Source organism: Sphingomonas aerolata, from assembly GCF_003046295.1.
Lineage (GTDB): Bacteria > Pseudomonadota > Alphaproteobacteria > Sphingomonadales > Sphingomonadaceae > Sphingomonas > Sphingomonas aerolata.
Genome location: NZ_PZZN01000003.1, coordinates 450,549 through 467,986, shown reverse-complemented (window position 1 = coordinate 467,986; position 17,438 = coordinate 450,549). Strand labels below are relative to the sequence as shown.

Below are 17,438 nucleotides of genomic sequence, written 5' to 3'. Positions count from 1 at the left end.
CAGTGGGGGTTTTCTGGTATCTTCGCGTCAGAAGCGCAGAATTCTGCCGTGTCGGGTTAATTGACAGTTAACCAACCCTGACCTTGCGCAAACGGCGCAATTCCGCGCTTGGCACGAGCGTTGCTAGGTTGCTGGAATGTGGAAACGCTTCTGCCGCCTCTTCGTGATCAAGACCAAGTTCGAGGCGTATCTCGTCATCTACGGGCTCGGTCTCGGGGCGGTCGAACGTGGCAGCCATTATCTGGAGCAGTATCCCGGCTATGGCGGCTGGCTGCTCGCGGCGGCCTGTTCGACCGCGGTATTCATGGCGGGCGGGCGGCTGATCGACTCGGTCGACCAGTCGCGCGACTGATCGCGCTTTTGCGGCCAACAGTATAAGTTCGTCGCACACCGCGTCGGCGGGCCTATCTGGGAACGCAATGACCGGGCTCACACATCTGCAACGCCTCGAAGCCGAGAGCATTCACATCCTGCGCGAAGTCGTCGCCGAGGCCGAGCGCCCGGTGATGCTCTATTCGGTCGGCAAGGATTCCGCCGTGATGCTGCATCTGGCGAAGAAGGCGTTCTTCCCCGCGCGCCCACCCTTCCCGCTGCTGCATGTCGACACGACGTGGAAATTCCGCGCGATGTACGATCTGCGCGACCGTGCGGCGGCGGAGGCCGGGATGGAGCTGATCGTCCACACCAATCCCGAGGCGAGAGCGCTCGGCATCAATCCGTTCGACCATGGCAGCCGCCACACCGACATGTGGAAGACCGACGGTCTGAAGCAGGCGCTGACCGCGGGCGGCTATGACGCGGCGTTCGGCGGCGCGCGGCGCGACGAGGAGAAGAGCCGCGCCAAGGAGCGCATCTTCAGCTTCCGTTCGGCGAGTCACGGCTGGGATCCGAAAGCGCAGCGCCCCGAGCTCTGGCGGCTGTATAATACGCGGATCGCGAAGGGCGAGAGCATCCGCGTCTTCCCGTTGTCCAACTGGACCGAACTCGACATCTGGCAATATATCCTGGCCGAAGGGATCGAGATCGTCCCGCTCTACTTCGCCGCACCGCGGCCGACCGTCGAGCGCGACGGGATGCTGCTGATGGTCGATGACGAGCGGTTCCGCTTCCGCGAAGGCGAAGTCGCGGTCGATCGTTCGATCCGCTTCCGGACACTCGGCTGCTACCCGCTGACCGGCGCGGTCGAAAGCGAGGCGGCGACGCTGCCCGACGTCATCCAGGAAATGCTGCTGACGACGACCAGCGAGCGTCAGGGCCGCGCGATCGATCATGATCAGGCGGCGAGCATGGAGAAGAAGAAGCGCGAGGGGTATTTCTGATGTCCGCCTATACGCCCGAGGCGCTGATCGCGTCGGATATCGACGCCTATCTCGATACGCATGCGAACAAGTCGATGCTGCGCTTCATCACCTGCGGCTCGGTCGACGACGGCAAGTCGACGCTGATCGGCCGGTTGCTGTATGATTCGAAGACGATCTTCGAGGATCAACTCGCAGCACTTGAGGCGGACAGCCGCCGGGTCGGCACGCAGGGCCAGAATATCGACTTCGCGCTGCTGGTCGACGGTCTTGCCGCAGAGCGGGAACAGGGCATCACGATCGACGTCGCCTATCGCTTCTTCTCGACCGAAAAACGCAAGTTCATCGTCGCGGACACGCCCGGGCACGAACAATATACGCGCAACATGGTCACCGGCGCGTCGACTGCAGACCTTGCCGTCATCCTGATCGATGCGCGCAAGGGCGTGCTGACCCAGACCCGCCGTCACAGCTATCTGGCGCACCTCGTCGGCATCCGCGAGATCGTGCTCGCGGTGAACAAGATGGATCTGGTCGGCCATGACGAGGCGCGGTTCGACGCGATCGTCGCGGACTATCGCGCCTTTGCCGCGTCGATCGGTATCGACCGCTTCACCGCGATCCCGCTGTCGGGACTGACCGGCGAAAACGTCGCAACCCAGGCGACAACGATGCCCTGGTATACCGGGCTGCCGCTGCTCGCGCATCTCGAGACCGTGCCGATCGACGTCGACGCGCGCCAGGCGCAGCCTTTCCGGCTGCCCGTGCAATGGGTGAATCGCCCCGATCTCGATTTCCGCGGCTTTGCCGGCATGATCGCCAGCGGCACCGTGCGCCCCGGCGACAGCGTCCGCGTCGTCCCGTCGGGAAAGACGACGACCGTCGCGCGGATCGTCGCGCTCGGCGGTGACCTGACCGAGGCGGTCGCCGGCCAGTCGGTGACGATCGTGCTCGCCGACGAAGTCGATTGCTCGCGCGGCGACGTGATCGCCGCCGCCGATGCGCCGCCCGAGGCCGCCGATCAGTTCCTCGCGACCATCGTCTGGATGTCCGACACGCCGCTGGTACCGGGCCGCGGCTATCAGTTGAAGCTCGGCACCCAGGTCGTCGGGGCGACGGTCCAGCCGCCGCGTCATATCGTCGACGTGAACACTCAGGCCGAATTGTCCGCCTCGACGCTCGCGCTCAACGATATCGGGGTCGCGGAGGTCTATGCCGATCGCGCGATCGTGTTCGAGCCTTATGCCGACGGTGCCGATCTCGGCGGCTTCATCCTGATCGACCGCGCGACCAACGCGACCGTCGCGGCGGGAATGATCGGATCGGCGCTGCGCCGTGCGCAGAACGTCCACTGGCAATCGATCGACGTCACGCGCGAGGCGCATGCCGCGCAAAAGGGTCAGTCGCCCAGAATCCTCTGGTTCACCGGGCTGTCGGGCTCGGGCAAGTCGACGATCGCGAACCTGGTCGAGAAGAAGCTGTTCGCGCTCGGCCGGCACAGCTTCCTGCTCGACGGCGACAATATCCGTCACGGGCTCAACCGCGACCTCGATTTCACCGAAGCCGGGCGGATCGAGAATATCCGCCGGATCGGCGAGGTCGCACGGCTGATGGCGGATGCCGGGCTGATCGTGCTGACCGCGTTCATCTCGCCGTTCCGCGCGGAGCGGGACATGGTGCGTTCGATGGTCGCGCCGGGCGAGTTCGTCGAAATCTTCGTCGACACTCCGCTCGCCTCGGCCGAGGCACGCGACGTCAAGGGGCTCTACGCCAAGGCACGCGCGGGCGAGATCGCCGACTTCACCGGTATATCGAGCCCGTACGAGGCGCCGCAGTCTCCCGACATCCGCATCGATACGACCCGCGAGAGCCCGGAGGCCGCAGCCGAGCGCATCGTCGAACATGTCATCGGCGTCTGGAGCTACGACCTGTGACTACCGACCTGACCGATGCCGGACTCGCGCGCTCGGTGGCGCTAGAGGCAGGCGCGCTCCTGCAGGAAATCCGGGCGCGAGGGACGATCGCGGGGGCGGCGATGGGGGCGGCGGGCGACCGCGAGGCCAATATGCTGATCATCGACCGGCTGCGCGCCGAACGACCGGACGATTTCATCCTGTCCGAAGAATCGCTCGACGATCGCAGCCGCTGTGCAGCGCAGCGTGTCTGGATCGTCGACCCGCTCGACGGCACACGCGAATATGCCGAGGGCCTCGACGACTGGGCGGTGCATATCGGCCTCGCGATCGATGGCGTCCCGCGCGTCGGTGCGGTTGCGGTGCCTGCGCGCGACGCGGTCTTCGCGACCGACGATCCGGCACGGCCCTGGGCGCCCCCAGGCGAACCGCTGCGGATCGTCGTCAGCCGCTCGCGTGCGCCGGACATCGCCCGTCGCGTCGGTGTCGCGATGGGGGCGACGATGGTCCCGATGGGATCGGCGGGTGCCAAGGCGATGGCCGTCGTCGATGGCCGTGCCGACGCCTATCTTCATGACGGCGGCCAGTATGAATGGGATAATTGCGCCCCGGCTGCGGTTGCGATCGCCGCGGGACTGCATGCGTCGCGGATCGACGGCAGCCCGCTGGTCTACAACTGCGTCGATCCGCTGCTCCCCGATCTGCTGATCTGCCGTCCCGAACTCGCGGCGTCGATTCTTGAGGCCTTGGCTGCCGCGCGCGACTAGCCGGCCTTCGTTCGCAGGTGGAGATAGCGGCTCGAAAAGTCCGCGACCTCGCGCAACGCGGTCCAGCTTGGTATGTCGATCCGTCGCTTTGTGCGGACGATCAGTCCCTCGCTTTCGAGTAGCTTCATCGTCCGGTTGACATGGACCGCGGTCAGCCCAAGCGCGTCGCCGATCTGTTCCTGCGACATCGGCAATTCATAGCCCCTGCCCCCGTCGAGACCCTGCGCCTCGAGCCGTGCGGCGAACTCGCACAGGAAATGCGCCAGCCGGGTCCGGGCGTCGCGCCGCCCGACGTTCAGCGCCCATTCGCGGAAGATCGATCCCTCGACCAGCATGTTGACGAACAGCGCATGCCCGATTGCCGGATGCGACAGGGCCAGGCTCTGCAGCGCCGCGCGCGGGATGATCGCCACCTCGGCGCGCGTCAGCGTCTGGACGTTGTGGTCCGCGAGATCGAGAAACAGATGCTGGAGATCGAGCGGCTCGCCGGGAATGTGCAGCGACACGATCTGCCGCAACCCGTCGCCGGTGACCTTCTGGCGAAACGCATAGCCCGAAACCAGCACCGAGCAATGCTGGAGACTGTCGCCCTCGCGGACGAGATAGGCGGATGCATCGAACGTGCGGACATGGTGCGGCAGGGCCCGGATCGCCTCGCGATCACGTCGGTCGAGCGTCGCATGGGTTTCGAGCTTCCGGATCATCAGCGCGAGGGGCGATGTTGCAGTCTTTGCGGGGGTCGGGGACGATGGAGCGATGGCCAACGCAGTTCTCCAGTCGGTGTGACGGGAGCGCGCGCATCTCTCTGTCGTCGGCGGTCAGGAACGGACCAACGATGGTAGCGCTATAGCAGGCTGGCGCGCTACGACCAGCACCGTGAATTGGGGGCCGGTTGGAGGGCCTAGCGCTCAGCGCGGATGCAGGCGGGCCAGCGCAATCCCGGCAAGGTTGTGGGACCGGCCGACATGGCGGATCTTCACCGTCTCGAACGTCGCGGCGAGCGCTTGAAAGGCGTCGCGGTGCGCGCGAAGCTCCGCCGATCGACAGCGCGCGTTGCCGCGCACCTGCCCCACCACCAGCGCGGAGTCGCCGCGCAGATCGACCGAGACCGCGCCAAGTTCGCGGGCGATCCGCAGCGCATGGATCGCCGCCAGCCATTCCGCATCGCTATTGGTGCCGTGGCCGCAGTCGTCCAGGATATGGGTCACGCCGCGAACGACGACGCCGATTTCGATGCGCCCCGGATTCGGACGACAGCCGCCGTCGAAGAACAGCTTAAGCGGAACGCTGGGCATCGTCGTCACCCTCCGGAGACGTCCGGCCCGCCCAGGCGAGCGCGCCGCCGACGACCAGCAGGATCATGCCTGCCCTGCCGGACCCTCGGCGCAGCGCACCCAGCCCGCCGACCGCGAGGAGAACCGACGGCATCGGCGCGCGCGCGGCCCGCGATGCGGCTGCGGTTTGCGCGGTTCGCACGCCACGCCGCGGCGCTGCCATCTCGGGTGTGTCTGATGGAGGGGGCGCCGTCACCGTAGCATCGGCAACGGCGGCACCGCGCGCACCGGCCGGGCGTTCGGGCCCGGTGGTCGTGTCGCGGGTGGTGCGATGCTCGAGTTCGGCGTTGAGCTCGGCGCCGAGCAGGAAGACATAGGCGGACAGCCACAGCCAGGTCAGCAGCACGACCACCGCGCTGAGCGAGCCATAGGTCGCGCCGTAATTCCCGAAATTGGCGACGTAGAAACCGAAGCCGATAGTCGCGGCGAGCCAGATCAGTGTCGCTGCAAGCGACCCCGGGGTCAGCCACGCCCATTTGGCATGCGCGCGGTTCGGCCCGTACCGGTACAGGCACGCCGCTGCTGTGACGGCGAGCATTGCCAGCACTGCATAGCTGGTAAGCCGCAGCAGCGTCAGGACGAAATCGGGAGCCCCCGGTATCATGCTGTCGAGCAATGCGAAGGCCGCGGTCGACAGTGCGGCGGTCAGCGCCAGAACCACCGCGCCCGCGGTGATGGAGAATGCGAGGATGTACAGCGCGAAGAACCCGCGGGTCTCGCGTTCCTCATAGGCGATGTTGAGCGCCGTGACGATCGACGATGCCCCCTTCGACGCACCATAGAGCGCAAGCGCGAGTGCTAAGATCAGCCCGAACCCCTTCTTGCCCTCGGACGTCCCGACCACGGTGGCGAGCTGGTCGCCGATGACCTTGGCGGCGTCCGCCGGCAGCACCTGGAACAGGCCGCGGATATTGGCGACGACCGTCGCCGTGTCCGCGACCAGGCCGTAGATCAGCACGATCGAGGCGAGCAGCGGCACGATCGCCGCGAAGGCGTAAAATGCGGTGCCGGCGGCGATCAGCCCGATATTGTCGTCGCTGGCTTCCGCCCAGCTGCGTTTCAGCACCGACCACCAGGTGGCCATCGACATCGACCACGGGCTCGTCACGTCGACGGGCGCGTCGCCGTTTGCCACTGCATTGCTCACTCAAAGATCCCCTTGGCCGCCCATCGCGCCGTCCCGACCCCATGCAAACGCCGCGGCCGCCATTTCGTGCCGCGACCGGAACAGGTCAGAGGTCGCGCAACGCCCGGGCCGGCCTCGCGCTGAGGATCGGCCAGGCCCCGATCAGCCCAATCGCCATCGTCAGCCCCGCGCCCACCACCAGCGTCGCGACCACCGCCGGATAGCTCGGCAGCCATGTGAACGCGAAGACCTGCGTAACGACATACCACGCCCCCCCCAGCCCCAGCAGCAGCGCCACCACGGACAGGATCACCGTCAGAAATGCATATTCGAGTGCCTGGACGCCGAGCACCTGGAGACGGGTCGCGCCGAGCGTGCGCAGGATCACCCCGTCATAGGTCCGCGCTTCGCGTGCCGCGGCGATTGCGCCGATCAGCACAGCGATACCGGCGAGGATCGCGACCGACGCCGCCGCGGTGATCGCGGTCGCCATCTGCCCCACGATCGTCCGCAATTGCCCCAGAACGTCGCGGACCTCGATCACCGAAACAGACGGAAACCGCGGCAGCAGCGCGCGCATCACCGCCCCCTCCTCGCCACGGTCGAGATCGATCGTCGCCGCCAGATTATGCGGCGCGTCGGCGATCGCGTTGGGGGAAAAGACCATGACGAAGTTGAAGCCGAGCGTATCCCAGCTGATCCGCCGGAACGACGCGATCCGCGCGCTCCGCTCAACACCCAGCAGGCTGTACTGGATCGGATCGCCGATCTTCAGAGCGAGCGCCTTGGCCAGGCGCTCGTCGATCGACACCAGCGGCGGTCCGGCATAGCTGCGCGGCCACCAGCGTCCGGCGGTGATCTGGCTGCCGTCCGGCAGCGTCTCGGCATAGGTCAGGCCGCGTTCGCCACGCAGCGCCCAAGCGCCTTCGGGCAAGGTCTTGAGATCGGCAACGCGCGTCGTCGCATAGCCCGTGATCGTGCCACGCATTGCGGGCACGGTGGTCACGACCGGCTTGCGCGCGGCCTCAGCGACCGTGCGGCGGAATTCGGCCTCGCGCTGCGGCGGGACGTCGAGCGCGAACAGCGCAGGCGCGCGCTGCGGAACGGTCCGCGCGATATTCGCGTCGATGCTCGTCCGGATTGCCGCCAGCAGGACGAACAGCGTCAGCCCCAGGCCGAGGGCGACCACCAGCGTGCCGGTACGAGCGCCGGGACGGTGCAGTGCTGCAACCGCAAGCCTGAGCAAAGGCTGGCGCGCTCGCGGCAATCGCGCAGCCGCGATCCGGATGAGCCAGCCGAACCCGGCGAGGAGGAGCAGCACTGCCGCGACCGCCGCAAGGAACCCCGCGCTGAGCCCGGGCTGTTCTGCGGTCAGCAGCGCGAGCGCGACGAGTGCAAGCCCGCCACCGGCGACCCAGGGCAGCGTCCGGCGCAACGGTACGCGCCGCTGGCCGGCATTGCCACGCAACAGCACGACCGCCGGCACGCTTCCGGCTTCGACCAGTGCTGGCGCGGTAAACGCCAGCGCGATCACCATCCCATAGGCGGCGGCAAGCAGCAGCGGCACGGGCTGCACCGCGAAGCTCGGCGCGACCGGCAGCACGTCGCCCGCGAGCGCGACGATCAACGGCACCGCCGCGGCGCCGGCGATCAAACCGGCGAGAATGCCAATCCCGGCGACAACGACGATCTGGATCAGGTAGACCCGGGCGATCATCCCGGACGTCGCGCCAAGCACCTTGAGCGCGGCAATGCTCTGGCGCCGTGCGGCGAGATAGGACGAGACGCCGTTCCCGACCCCGATACCGGCGATGACGAGCGCGGAGAGGCCGACGAGCAACAGGAACTGGCCCATCCGCTGGACGAAGCGTTCGGCACCGGGCGCCGCGCGATCGCGGGTCTTGCTTTCCCAGCCCGCCGACGGGAATGCCGCCTTGATCCGGTCGACCGCGCGCGTGGGCGCGAGTCCCGACCGGAGGCGGACGCGATATTTGGTCTCGTACAGGCTGCCCGGCTGGATCAGGCCGGTCCGCGCAATCCCGGGCAGCGAAACGATCGCGACGGGGCCCAGCGTAAAGCCTTCGCCCAGCCGGTCAGGCTCCTCGACGAGGACATGGTCGACCACGAACTCGGCCGTACCCAGCCGGATCCGGGCGCCGCGGCCGACGCCCAGCCGGTCGGCGAGCGCGGGTGCGATCCAGATCCCCGAGTCGCGCGGCGGCTCCGCTGTGCCACCATCGGCGAACCGGACGGCGCCGTAGAGCGGATAGGCGCGGTCGACGCCCTTCAGTTCGATCGGGACGCTGGCCGCACCGCGAACCGCCGTCGCCTGCATGCGCACCGTCTCCGATACGGTGCCGAGCGCGGCCATCGCGCGGCGCTCCTCGGGTGTCGCAGCGCGTTGCGACGTGGCGAATTCGACGTCGCCACCCAGGATCGTGCTGCCACGACTTGCCAGTTCGCCGTCGATCGCGCGGGTCAGGCTGCCGATCGCCGCCAGCGCGCCGACCCCCAGGAACAGACAGGCAAGCAGCAGTCGCAGGCCGCGGAACCGCAGATTGAGCTCGCGCCTGGCCAGACGCCAGGCGAGCCGCCAGTCGGTCATGCCCCCGCGCCCGTCACGGACCGCAACTGGTCGCGGACGATACGCCCGTCACCAAGCTCGACGACCCGATCGCACCGCGCCGCAAGGACCGGATCATGCGTGATGATGATCAGCGTTGCGACCGTCGCCGCGCGTCGGTCGAACAGCAAGTCCATCACCGCCGCACCCGTCGCGGCATCAAGGTTGCCCGTCGGCTCGTCCGCGAAGACGAGGTCCGGCCGCGGTCCCAGCGCGCGGGCGATCGCGACACGCTGCTGCTCCCCGCCCGACAGCTGGGTTGGATAATGCCCGGTCCGGTGGCCAAGCCCGACCGCCTCCAGCTCGACGGCGGCGCGTGCAAACGCATCGGCCATGCCGGCAAGCTCCATCGGGACGGCGACGTTTTCCAGCGCCGTCATCGTCGGCAACAGATGAAATGCCTGGAGCACGATGCCGATACGACCGCGCCGCGCGCGCGCCAGCGCATCCTCGTCGAGCGCGCCGAAATCGAGTCCCGCCACCTCGACCTCTCCGCCGCTCGCCTGTTCGAGCCCGGACAGCACCGCCATTAGCGACGATTTGCCCGACCCTGAGGGCCCGAGCAGCGCCACGCTGCTGCCCCGCGCAATGTCGAGATCGATGCCCTTGAGGATCGCGGTCGCGGCACTCGCGCTGCCGAGCGTCAGCGTGACATTGCGGGCCGATATCACCATATCGTCGGAGGTTGATCGGGACATGGAGCACTTTACGTTGGAGCGAAACAGGCCTTCATATGTGGCAGTCGCCGCGGTTCTCCAAGCGCTGGTCCTCGCGGGGTGCGATCGGGCGGCGGATAGCTCGGCCCCTGTGGCGGCCACCCGCGGCGCGGGCAACGACACGGCGGTCGATGGTACGGCGGTCGCGATGCCTCCCGCGCCGGCCGGTCGCGAGCGCCTGATCCTGGCCTTTGGCGACAGTATGTACGCGGGGTACGGCGTCGCGCGCGGTCACAGCCTGCCCGACGTGTTGCAGGCGACGCTGCGCCGCAAGGACGTCAACGCGACGATCGTCAATGCCGGCGTCTCGGGCGACACCAGCGCGGCCGGGCGCCAGCGGTTTATCTTCACGCTGGACAGCCTGCCCCGCAAACCCGATCTCATCCTGCTCGGCCTGGGCGGCAACGACGTGCTGCGTCAGATCGCGCCTGCCGAGACCCGCGCCAACCTGACCGCGATGATGGACGAGGCGCGCCGCCGCGATATCCCCGTAGTTTTGACGGGCATGCGGGCGCCCCCCAATCTCGGTCCCGAATATCAGGCGGCGTTCGACACGATCTGGCCCGATCTTGCCAAAACCTATGGTGCGGATCTCTATCCTTTCATTCTCGATGGCGTGATCGGCGACGCTGCGCTGATGCAGCGCGATCATGTCCACCCGAACACACGCGGCATCGATCGGATCGCTGACCGATTTACGCCGATCATTCTGGGACAGCTCGATAAAGGCTGATACGGACCAATCCGCCTGTTGACGACCGGACGAACCGCATGGTTGAGCATGGGGTCACGAGCGGCCGCAACGGGCAGCCGAGATGGGCAGCCGACAGGGGCCGCCGACAAGGGCGAATGCAGGGGCGGAACGATGCATCGAAGTGGGTTGATCGCGCGGCTCGAACGCCATCTTGCGCTGACGGAAGAGGAACGCGCTGCGATCTCGCGCGCCGAGCAACGCGAGATCCGGCTCAAACCCGGCGAGATCCTGATGGCCGAGGGCGGGACGAGCCATGCGCTGTTCGTCGTCCATTATGGCTGGCTGCATTCGGCGGCGAGGCTCGCGGCCGGCGGCCGCCAGATCCTGCGCTTCCATTATGCCGGCGACCTGATCGGCACGTCGAGCATCGCCTGGTCGCAAGCCTCGGCGACGCTGACCGCGGTGTCGGACTGTACCGTCACCGAACTGCCCAAGGCCGATCTGGGCCAAATCTTTCGCCAGCAGCCACGGCTCGCCGGGCTGCTCTATGCCATCGCCGCGGCCGAGAATGTCGCGATGAGCGACCGGCTCACCTCGATCGGCCGCAAAGGTGCGGCGGAGCGGCTGACCACGCTCCTGCTCGATATCCTGGCGCGTCTTCGGGTCACTGCCGGTGGCGTGATCGACTCCTTCGACCTGCCCCTGACGCAGAGCGATATCGGCGATGCGCTCGGCTTGACCAAGGTGCACGTCAACCGGACGATCCGTGCGCTCGAGCGTGACGGCGTGATCGAGCGCAACGGTCGACGAGTCCGGATCCTCGACCCGGAGCTTCAAATGCGGCGGACGGGCTTTGTCGACCGCTACGGCGAGATCGAGACGGCATGGCTGCCGCCGGCGCCGTAACCACGGCGCCAATCCGTTTGGCGGTCAGTTAGGCTCGACGACGAAGAGCGTCACGCCCTCATATTTGATGTCGTGCGGGTTGAAGACGGCGTCGGGCCGGAAACCCTCGTCAATCACGACGATATCCCTCAGCCCGGCGAGCTTGAACGTGCCGAGCTTGATCTCCTTGGGCGGCTGCCCGTCGCGCTGCAGCGTGACCGCGTCCACAAACACGTCATCATGGCGCGTGAACAGGATATGCGGCGCGAGTTTGACATGCATCCGGTTGTAGACCGCGGTCACGCACTGGCGCAGCGCGATCGCTTGCAGCAGCAGCGCGTTGGCGTTGCTCGGGACGGAACCGGGTGTCGAAGAAGCAGGCATATGATGCATCGCAGCATTGTTTAATGGTGTCGCGGCGTTCGCACGAACGCCGGCGGGGTGACAAGCGTAAACCGACGCTGCGGCGGGCTCAAGCCGCCGCGTCGACGCTGTCGGTATGGACGTCGAAGCCCACGAGCCGCGCTGGCCCGAACGTCGTCGTGAGCGCGGCATCGGTCGCATCGCGGCCGCGCGCCATCAGGATCCGCCCGATCCGCGGCTGGTTGTGTCGCGCGTCGAAGGTGTGCCAGCGTCCGCCGAGATAGACGTCGAACCAAGCCGAGAAATCCATCGGCGCGTCGACCGGGGGAATGCCGATATCGCCGAGATAGCCGGTGCAATAGCGCGCCGGAATGTTCATGCAGCGGCACAGCGTGATCGCCAGATGCGCGAAGTCGCGGCACACGCCCTGCTGTTCCTGATGCGCATCCCAGGCGGTCTTGGTCGCCCGCGCATGATGATAGCCGAACTCGATATGGTCGTGCGTGAACTGCACGATCGCCTGCACGCGCGCCCAGCCTGAGGGCACATGCCCGAACAGCGACCAGGCAGTTTCGGACAGCCGGTCCGTCTCGCAATAGCGGCTGCCCAGCAGGAAGACGAGGATCTCGTCCGGCAGATCCTCGACGGCATGCTGAACGGCATCGGGATCGGCCGGGTCGGGCTGCCCGTCATCCTCGATCGTGAAGTCGCACGACAGCGTCAGGCCGCCGGCGGGGACGGTCATGCGCGTGCAGACATTCCCGAACGCGTCGAGATAATCGTAGATCGGGACGTCGGGGCTCGCGACGATCCGGTGCGGGGTGACCAGATCGCGGTTGCGCGACGGATGAAGGCTCAGCATCGCCATCAGCGGCGTCGGAACATCGGCTTCGAAGCGAATATCATAGCCGGCGCGGATCAGCATGCGGTCGTCTTTCTCATGCCCGGACCGGCTGCGGCGCGAGCGGGGTTGTGGCTGTGGGGGCGGCGCTCGGCTCGTCGACCGCGATGTCGACCGAGACGGTCATGTCGAGGAAGCTGCCGGGGAACCCCGCCCAGCTTCCCGAGATCGGGACTGCCTGGTAGATGTCGCGGGCGATCGCGACGCGGATCAGGCCGCGACTGCCGATGATGCCGTTGGTCGGATCGAACTCGACCCAACCCGATCCCGGCAGATAGATGCGGACCCAGGCATGTGTGTTGCCGCCTCCCGTCCGCTGCTCGCGGCTCGACGGATTATAGACATAGCCCGACACGAACCGCGCCGCGAAGCCGAGCGCGCGCGCCGCTTCGATCATCAGCATCGCATAATCGCGGCAGGTACCCTTGCGGCGGGCAAGCGTCTCGATCGGCGACTGCGTCCCCTTTTCGGGGCGCGGCACATAGGTGAAGTCGCGCCGGATCGCCGCGGTCATGTCGGACAGCATCGCCAGCGTATCCGTCCGCCCCGAGGGATCGAGGAACCGCCGCGCCCAGCGATCGATCTCGCGGTGCGGATCGTGATGCTGGCGCTCGATCGACCGCAACAGGTCGGGCATGTCCTCGGACGAATAGGTGAACGGATACGAACGTGCGTATTGCTCGATATCGACCGTCGCGAGTTCGGCGGGGCTGTGATCGAGCCGCACCCGGCTGTCGAACACGAGTTCGCGCGCACGGCGATCGAAGGTCGCGATCGCCACCGAATTACCGAACACGTCGTGCAGCCAGCGCACCTCCGACGGTTCCGGCGTGATGGTCAGCTCGGCCGAAATCAGCTGCTGGTCATGGCTTTCGCGCGGACGGACCATGATACGGTGCTCGCCAAATGCTACCGGCTGCCGGTAAGTGTATCTCGTCACGTGAGAAAGTGTGAGAAATGGCATTCAGGATCCGTATCGCATGACCAACCGGACCGAGGGACCGCTGATCGCAGCAGGAGACAGGCCTCCGACCGTCATCGTCAACCCGAAAGGCGCATCATCGTTCCTCCTGATCGGCGATCATGCTGGAAATTCAGTGCCCGTGTCGCTCGGGTCGCTCGGTCTCGACGATGCCGAGCTGGGACGGCACATCGGCTGGGACATCGGCGTCGGCGAGGTCGGACGGTTGCTGGCGAACCGGCTCGACGCGGTCTTCATCCACCAGACCTATTCCCGGCTGGTCGTCGACTGCAACCGGAGCGAGACGCAACCCGATGCGATCGCCGAGACCAGCGACGGCACGCCGATCCCCGGCAATCGCGACCTGAGCGAGGCGGACAGGGCCGCGCGATATGCGGTGATCCATGCCCCCTATCATGCGGCGATCGCGGCCGAGATCGCACGCCGGGATGCCGCCGGACAACCGACCATCCTGGTTGCGCTGCACAGCTTCACCCCGGCGATGCGCGGCGCGGACGGGGCGGGATTGCGACCCTGGCATATCGGCATCCTGCACGATGGCGGCGACACGCGCTTCGCCCTAGCGATGCTCGAGGTCCTGGCCGGCGAGCCCGACCTCGTGGTGGGTGACAACGAGCCCTATCGGATGGACCTGATCGATTATACGATCCCGCGGCACGCCTACCCGGCACGGCGCCTCTATGCGGAGATCGAGATCCGGCAAGACCTGATCGGCGCGCCCGAGGGCTGTGCCGCTTGGGCGGAACGGGTCGCGTCCGCTCTGACATCCGCCAGCCCGCGCGTCCGTTCCGCATGACACCAAACTTCCCGGGGATCGACCACCGCCTGTCTCGCGTTTGACGACCCGGGTCCAGTGACGCCGGCTGCATGGCTGGTCGTATGCCGGACCCGAGTTGGTGTTCCTGCGAGTAGAAAATTCGATGCCCTCGAGTCCGAACAACGTCCCCGGGAACGACTATCAGCGCGTATCGGGACATCCCGGCGAAGGCGACTATCACGAAGTGTTCGCCGCGATCGAGATCGGCTTCGGACTGGTCGAGCTGATCTTCGACGGCGATCGCGCGGTCGATTGCCGGTTCCTCGAGACGAACGCGCAATTTCTCCGACAGACGGGCCTGCGCGATCCGGTCGGACAGACCTGGCACGCGCTGCAGCCCGCGCTGGATGGCGACTGGATCGGGACGTTCGACGAGATCGCCCGGACCGGGCACGCGACCCGATTCGAGACGGGCGTGGCGCAAGGCGATCGACGCTATGATGCGCAGCTCGCGCAGATCGGCGAGCCAAGTTCGGTCAGGATTGCCGTGCTGCTGAGCGACGTGACCGAGAGGCGCAGGACCGAGACGCTCGCTCGCGAAGCCGAAGAAAGGCTGCAACTCGCGCTTTCGGCCGGGGGCGGGATCGGTACCTGGGACTGGGACATCGCCCGGGATCGCGTCACCGCCGATGCGCGGTTCGCCGTGCTGTATGGGGTGGATCCGGCAGCGGCGGCGGCGGGCGCGCCGATCACGACGTTCTTTCAAGGCATTCATCCGGACGACCGCGCGCGTACCGAGCAGGCAATCGAGGCGGCCGTCCGATCGGGCGGCCCCTTCGAAGCCGAATATCGCCTGCTCGAGCGCGACGGGACGATCCGCTGGGTGATCGCGCAGGGCCGCTGCGAGCGCGCGGCCGACGGGACTGCGCTACGTTTTCCCGGGATCAGCTTCGAAATCACCGCCCGTAAGCTCGCCGACGTGCGGCAGACCGCGTTGCTGGCGCTCGGCGATGCGATTCGCGATCTGACGGACCCTGCGGCAATCGCCTATGCAGCGGCCGAAATCCTCGGCCACGCCCTGCAGGTCAGTCGGGTCGGCTATGGCGTGATCGACACCCTTGCCGAGACGATCACCGTCGAGCGGGACTGGAATGCGCCGGGGACTCGCACCCTGGCGGGAATGCTGCAGTTCCGCGACTATGGGTCCTATATCGAGGATCTGAAGGCAGGGCGCACGGTCGTGATTGCCGATGTCGAGCGCGACCCGCGAACTGCCGCGGGTGCTGACGGCCTGAAGGCGATCAGCGCATGGTCGTTCGTCAACATGCCGTTGCTCGAACAGGATGCCTTCGTCGCGCTGCTTTATGCCAATCACGATCAGCCGCGCGTCTGGGCCGAGGAGGAACTGCAACTTATGCGCGAGGTCGCAGACCGGGTGCGTGCGGCGACCGAGCGGCTGCGTGCGGAAGCAGCGCTCCGCGACAGTGAAGAGCAGTTCCGCGTCTTCGCGCAAGCGGTGCCCAGCCTGATCTGGGCGGCGCGTCCCGATGGCGAGATCTACTGGGTCAACCAGCAAGTCTACGATTATGCCGGTATCTCGCCCGGCGCTCTAACCGGATCCGGCACGTGGCTGTCACTGGTTCACGCCGACGATCGCGAGGCTACGGCGACGACGTGGCAGGCCGCACGCGATACGGGCACTACCTATGCCGCCGAGTTCCGGTTGCGTAGTGCTGATGGCGGCTACCGATGGTTTCTTGCTCGCGCGGAGCCGGTACGGACCAGCGGCGGCCAGATCACGCGCTGGGTCGGCACCAATACGGACATCGACGATGGCCGCCGGCATGCCGCCGAACTGCTCGCCTGGACCGAGACGCTCGAAGATCAGGTCGCCGCGCGCACCCGCGAGCTCATGGACGTCGAGGCCGCGCTGCGCCAGAGCCAGAAGATGGAAGCCGTGGGCCAGCTGACCGGCGGGCTGGCACACGACTTCAACAATCTGCTGACGGGGATCATGGGCAGCCTCGAACTGCTCGGCATCCGCATCGCGCAGGGACGGCTGGGCGATGTCGAGCGCTATTCGCTTGCGGCGCAGGGTGCCGCCAAACGTGCCGCGGCGCTGACCCACCGCCTGCTGGCCTTTTCGCGGCGGCAGACGCTCGATCCCCGGCCGACCGACGTCAACCGGCTGATCGGCGGGCTGGAGGAGCTCGTGCGCCGGACGGTCGGGCCTGATGTCGCCGTGGAGGTGGTCGCGTCCGCCGGGCTGTGGTCGACGCTCGTCGATCCCAACCAGCTCGAAAACGCGATCCTCAACCTGTGCATCAACGCGCGCGATGCGATGCCAACCGGCGGGCGGCTGACCATCGAGACGGCCAATCGCTGGATCGACGCGCGGATGGGCCGCGACCGCGATCTCGATCCCGGACAATATGTCTCGCTCTGCGTGTCCGACAACGGCACCGGCATGCCGCCCGAGGTCGTCGCCAAGGCCTTTGATCCGTTCTTCACGACCAAGCCCTTGGGTCTGGGCACCGGGCTCGGCCTGTCGATGATCTACGGCTTTGCGCGCCAGTCGGGCGGACAGGTCCGGATCTATTCGGAGGTCGGCGAAGGCAGCAATATCTGCATCTATCTGCCACGGCATTTCGGTCCGTCGGACGAGGACGAACCGCAGCCCGACTTTGCCGAGGTCCCGCGCGCTATCCGTGGCGAGACCGTCCTGATCGTCGACGACGAACCCACCGTCCGCATGCTGGTCGTCGAGGTGCTCGAGGAACTGGGCTATGCCGCGATCGAAGCCGCGGACGGGCCTGCCGGCTTGAAGATCCTCCAGGCCGACACGCGCATCGACCTCCTGGTCACGGATGTCGGCTTGCCGGGGGGGATGAACGGGCGGCAGATGGCGGATGCCGCGCGCGTAGGCCGTCCGGACCTCAAGATCCTCTTCATCACCGGCTATGCCGAAAATGCGGTGGTCGGCAACGGCCATCTCGATCCGGGCATGCACGTGATGACGAAACCCTTCGCGATCGACGCGCTGGCCGGCCGTATCCGCGATCTCATCCGCCTGCCCTAG

16 protein-coding genes are annotated in these 17,438 nt (G+C 67.1%); 8 read left to right on the top strand and 8 right to left on the bottom strand.

Annotated features, from left to right (window positions below; genetic code table 11):
- Nucleotides 1-136: 136 nt before the first annotated feature.
- The 4 genes from C8J24_RS14580 to C8J24_RS14565 are packed head-to-tail and all read left to right on the top strand — an operon-like array spanning nucleotide 137 to nucleotide 3,978.
- The gene (locus C8J24_RS14580) at nucleotides 137-352 is read left to right on the top strand and encodes a hypothetical protein (protein WP_031441137.1); all 216 of its coding nucleotides are present in this window, start codon (nucleotides 137-139) and stop codon (nucleotides 350-352) included.
- 22 nt (nucleotides 353-374) lie between these two features.
- Nucleotides 375-1,319 (top strand): sulfate adenylyltransferase subunit CysD, encoded by a 945-nt coding sequence (cysD, locus tag C8J24_RS14575; protein WP_208620989.1) that lies wholly within the window; start codon nucleotides 375-377, stop codon nucleotides 1,317-1,319.
- Nucleotides 1,319-3,232, top strand: coding sequence for a sulfate adenylyltransferase subunit CysN (cysN, locus tag C8J24_RS14570; RefSeq protein WP_107933474.1), 1,914 nt, complete (start codon nucleotides 1,319-1,321; stop codon nucleotides 3,230-3,232). Before cysD ends, cysN begins: the two co-directional genes overlap by 1 nt.
- Complete coding sequence (locus tag C8J24_RS14565) at nucleotides 3,229-3,978, top strand: 3'(2'),5'-bisphosphate nucleotidase CysQ (RefSeq protein WP_244180752.1); 750 nt, start codon at nucleotides 3,229-3,231, stop codon at nucleotides 3,976-3,978. The genes cysN and C8J24_RS14565 overlap by 4 nt, the downstream gene beginning before the upstream one ends.
- Here the strand turns inward: C8J24_RS14565 and C8J24_RS14560 are convergent.
- The 5 genes from C8J24_RS14560 to C8J24_RS14540 all read right to left on the bottom strand — a co-directional run bounded on the left by C8J24_RS14560 (nucleotide 3,975) and on the right by C8J24_RS14540 (nucleotide 9,759).
- On the bottom strand, nucleotides 3,975-4,682 hold the full coding sequence (locus tag C8J24_RS14560) for a Crp/Fnr family transcriptional regulator (RefSeq protein WP_107933472.1): 708 nt from the start codon (nucleotides 4,680-4,682) through the stop codon (nucleotides 3,975-3,977). The genes C8J24_RS14565 and C8J24_RS14560 overlap by 4 nt on opposite strands.
- 204 nt (nucleotides 4,683-4,886) lie before the next feature.
- The gene (locus C8J24_RS14555; protein WP_107934261.1) at nucleotides 4,887-5,273 is read right to left on the bottom strand and encodes a ribonuclease HI family protein; all 387 of its coding nucleotides are present in this window, start codon (nucleotides 5,271-5,273) and stop codon (nucleotides 4,887-4,889) included.
- On the bottom strand, nucleotides 5,254-6,459 hold the full coding sequence (locus tag C8J24_RS14550; RefSeq protein ID WP_244180750.1) for a YihY/virulence factor BrkB family protein: 1,206 nt from the start codon (nucleotides 6,457-6,459) through the stop codon (nucleotides 5,254-5,256). The genes C8J24_RS14555 and C8J24_RS14550 overlap by 20 nt, the downstream gene beginning before the upstream one ends.
- A gap of 85 nt (nucleotides 6,460-6,544) precedes the next feature.
- Complete coding sequence (locus C8J24_RS14545; RefSeq protein WP_107933470.1) at nucleotides 6,545-9,043, bottom strand: ABC transporter permease; 2,499 nt, start codon at nucleotides 9,041-9,043, stop codon at nucleotides 6,545-6,547.
- Complete coding sequence (locus C8J24_RS14540) at nucleotides 9,040-9,759, bottom strand: ABC transporter ATP-binding protein (protein WP_107933467.1); 720 nt, start codon at nucleotides 9,757-9,759, stop codon at nucleotides 9,040-9,042. Before C8J24_RS14540 ends, C8J24_RS14545 begins: the two co-directional genes overlap by 4 nt.
- 37 nt (nucleotides 9,760-9,796) lie before the next feature.
- Between C8J24_RS14540 and C8J24_RS14535 the strand changes: the two genes are divergently transcribed.
- Both C8J24_RS14535 and C8J24_RS14530 read left to right on the top strand, forming a co-directional pair.
- Nucleotides 9,797-10,510, top strand: coding sequence for an arylesterase (locus C8J24_RS14535; protein WP_244180748.1), 714 nt, complete (start codon nucleotides 9,797-9,799; stop codon nucleotides 10,508-10,510).
- A 132-nt stretch (nucleotides 10,511-10,642) separates the two neighbouring features.
- On the top strand, nucleotides 10,643-11,377 hold the full coding sequence (locus tag C8J24_RS14530; protein ID WP_031395205.1) for a Crp/Fnr family transcriptional regulator: 735 nt from the start codon (nucleotides 10,643-10,645) through the stop codon (nucleotides 11,375-11,377).
- A gap of 24 nt (nucleotides 11,378-11,401) precedes the next feature.
- Here the strand turns inward: C8J24_RS14530 and C8J24_RS14525 are convergent, their stop codons facing one another.
- The 3 genes from C8J24_RS14525 to C8J24_RS14515 all read right to left on the bottom strand — a co-directional run bounded on the left by C8J24_RS14525 (nucleotide 11,402) and on the right by C8J24_RS14515 (nucleotide 13,584).
- The gene (locus tag C8J24_RS14525; protein WP_107934255.1) at nucleotides 11,402-11,740 is read right to left on the bottom strand and encodes a hypothetical protein; all 339 of its coding nucleotides are present in this window, start codon (nucleotides 11,738-11,740) and stop codon (nucleotides 11,402-11,404) included.
- 88 nt (nucleotides 11,741-11,828) lie between these two features.
- Complete coding sequence (locus C8J24_RS14520; protein WP_107933465.1) at nucleotides 11,829-12,644, bottom strand: transglutaminase-like domain-containing protein; 816 nt, start codon at nucleotides 12,642-12,644, stop codon at nucleotides 11,829-11,831.
- A gap of 13 nt (nucleotides 12,645-12,657) precedes the next feature.
- Entirely contained in the window at nucleotides 12,658-13,584 is a 927-nt protein-coding gene (locus tag C8J24_RS14515; protein WP_056675681.1) for a transglutaminase family protein, read from the bottom strand.
- 16 nt (nucleotides 13,585-13,600) lie between these two features.
- Between C8J24_RS14515 and C8J24_RS14510 the strand changes: the two genes are divergently transcribed.
- Nucleotides 13,601-14,398, top strand: coding sequence for an N-formylglutamate amidohydrolase (locus C8J24_RS14510; RefSeq protein WP_107933463.1), 798 nt, complete (start codon nucleotides 13,601-13,603; stop codon nucleotides 14,396-14,398).
- Between the two features lie 124 nt (nucleotides 14,399-14,522).
- Nucleotides 14,523-17,438, top strand: a complete 2,916-nt coding sequence (locus C8J24_RS14505; RefSeq protein WP_107933461.1) for a PAS domain-containing protein — start codon at nucleotides 14,523-14,525, stop codon at nucleotides 17,436-17,438.

Bases quoted from the DNA above. Each gene is read 5' to 3' on its own strand.
- C8J24_RS14545 (WP_107933470.1), bottom strand. From the start codon at position 9,043: ATGACCGACTGGCGGCTCGCCTGGCGTCTGGCCAGGCGCGAGCTCAAT.
- C8J24_RS14520 (WP_107933465.1), bottom strand. From the start codon at position 12,644: ATGCTGATCCGCGCCGGCTATGATATTCGCTTCGAAGCCGATGTTCCG.
- C8J24_RS14560 (WP_107933472.1), bottom strand. From the start codon at position 4,682: ATGATCCGGAAGCTCGAAACCCATGCGACGCTCGACCGACGTGATCGC.
- cysN (WP_107933474.1), top strand. From the start codon at position 1,319: ATGTCCGCCTATACGCCCGAGGCGCTGATCGCGTCGGATATCGACGCC.
- C8J24_RS14540 (WP_107933467.1), bottom strand. From the start codon at position 9,759: ATGTCCCGATCAACCTCCGACGATATGGTGATATCGGCCCGCAATGTC.
- C8J24_RS14515 (WP_056675681.1), bottom strand. From the start codon at position 13,584: ATGCCATTTCTCACACTTTCTCACGTGACGAGATACACTTACCGGCAG.
- C8J24_RS14525 (WP_107934255.1), bottom strand. From the start codon at position 11,740: ATGCCTGCTTCTTCGACACCCGGTTCCGTCCCGAGCAACGCCAACGCG.
- C8J24_RS14555 (WP_107934261.1), bottom strand. From the start codon at position 5,273: ATGCCCAGCGTTCCGCTTAAGCTGTTCTTCGACGGCGGCTGTCGTCCG.
- C8J24_RS14580 (WP_031441137.1), top strand. From the start codon at position 137: ATGTGGAAACGCTTCTGCCGCCTCTTCGTGATCAAGACCAAGTTCGAG.
- C8J24_RS14530 (WP_031395205.1), top strand. From the start codon at position 10,643: ATGCATCGAAGTGGGTTGATCGCGCGGCTCGAACGCCATCTTGCGCTG.
- C8J24_RS14510 (WP_107933463.1), top strand. From the start codon at position 13,601: ATGACCAACCGGACCGAGGGACCGCTGATCGCAGCAGGAGACAGGCCT.
- C8J24_RS14505 (WP_107933461.1), top strand. From the start codon at position 14,523: ATGCCCTCGAGTCCGAACAACGTCCCCGGGAACGACTATCAGCGCGTA.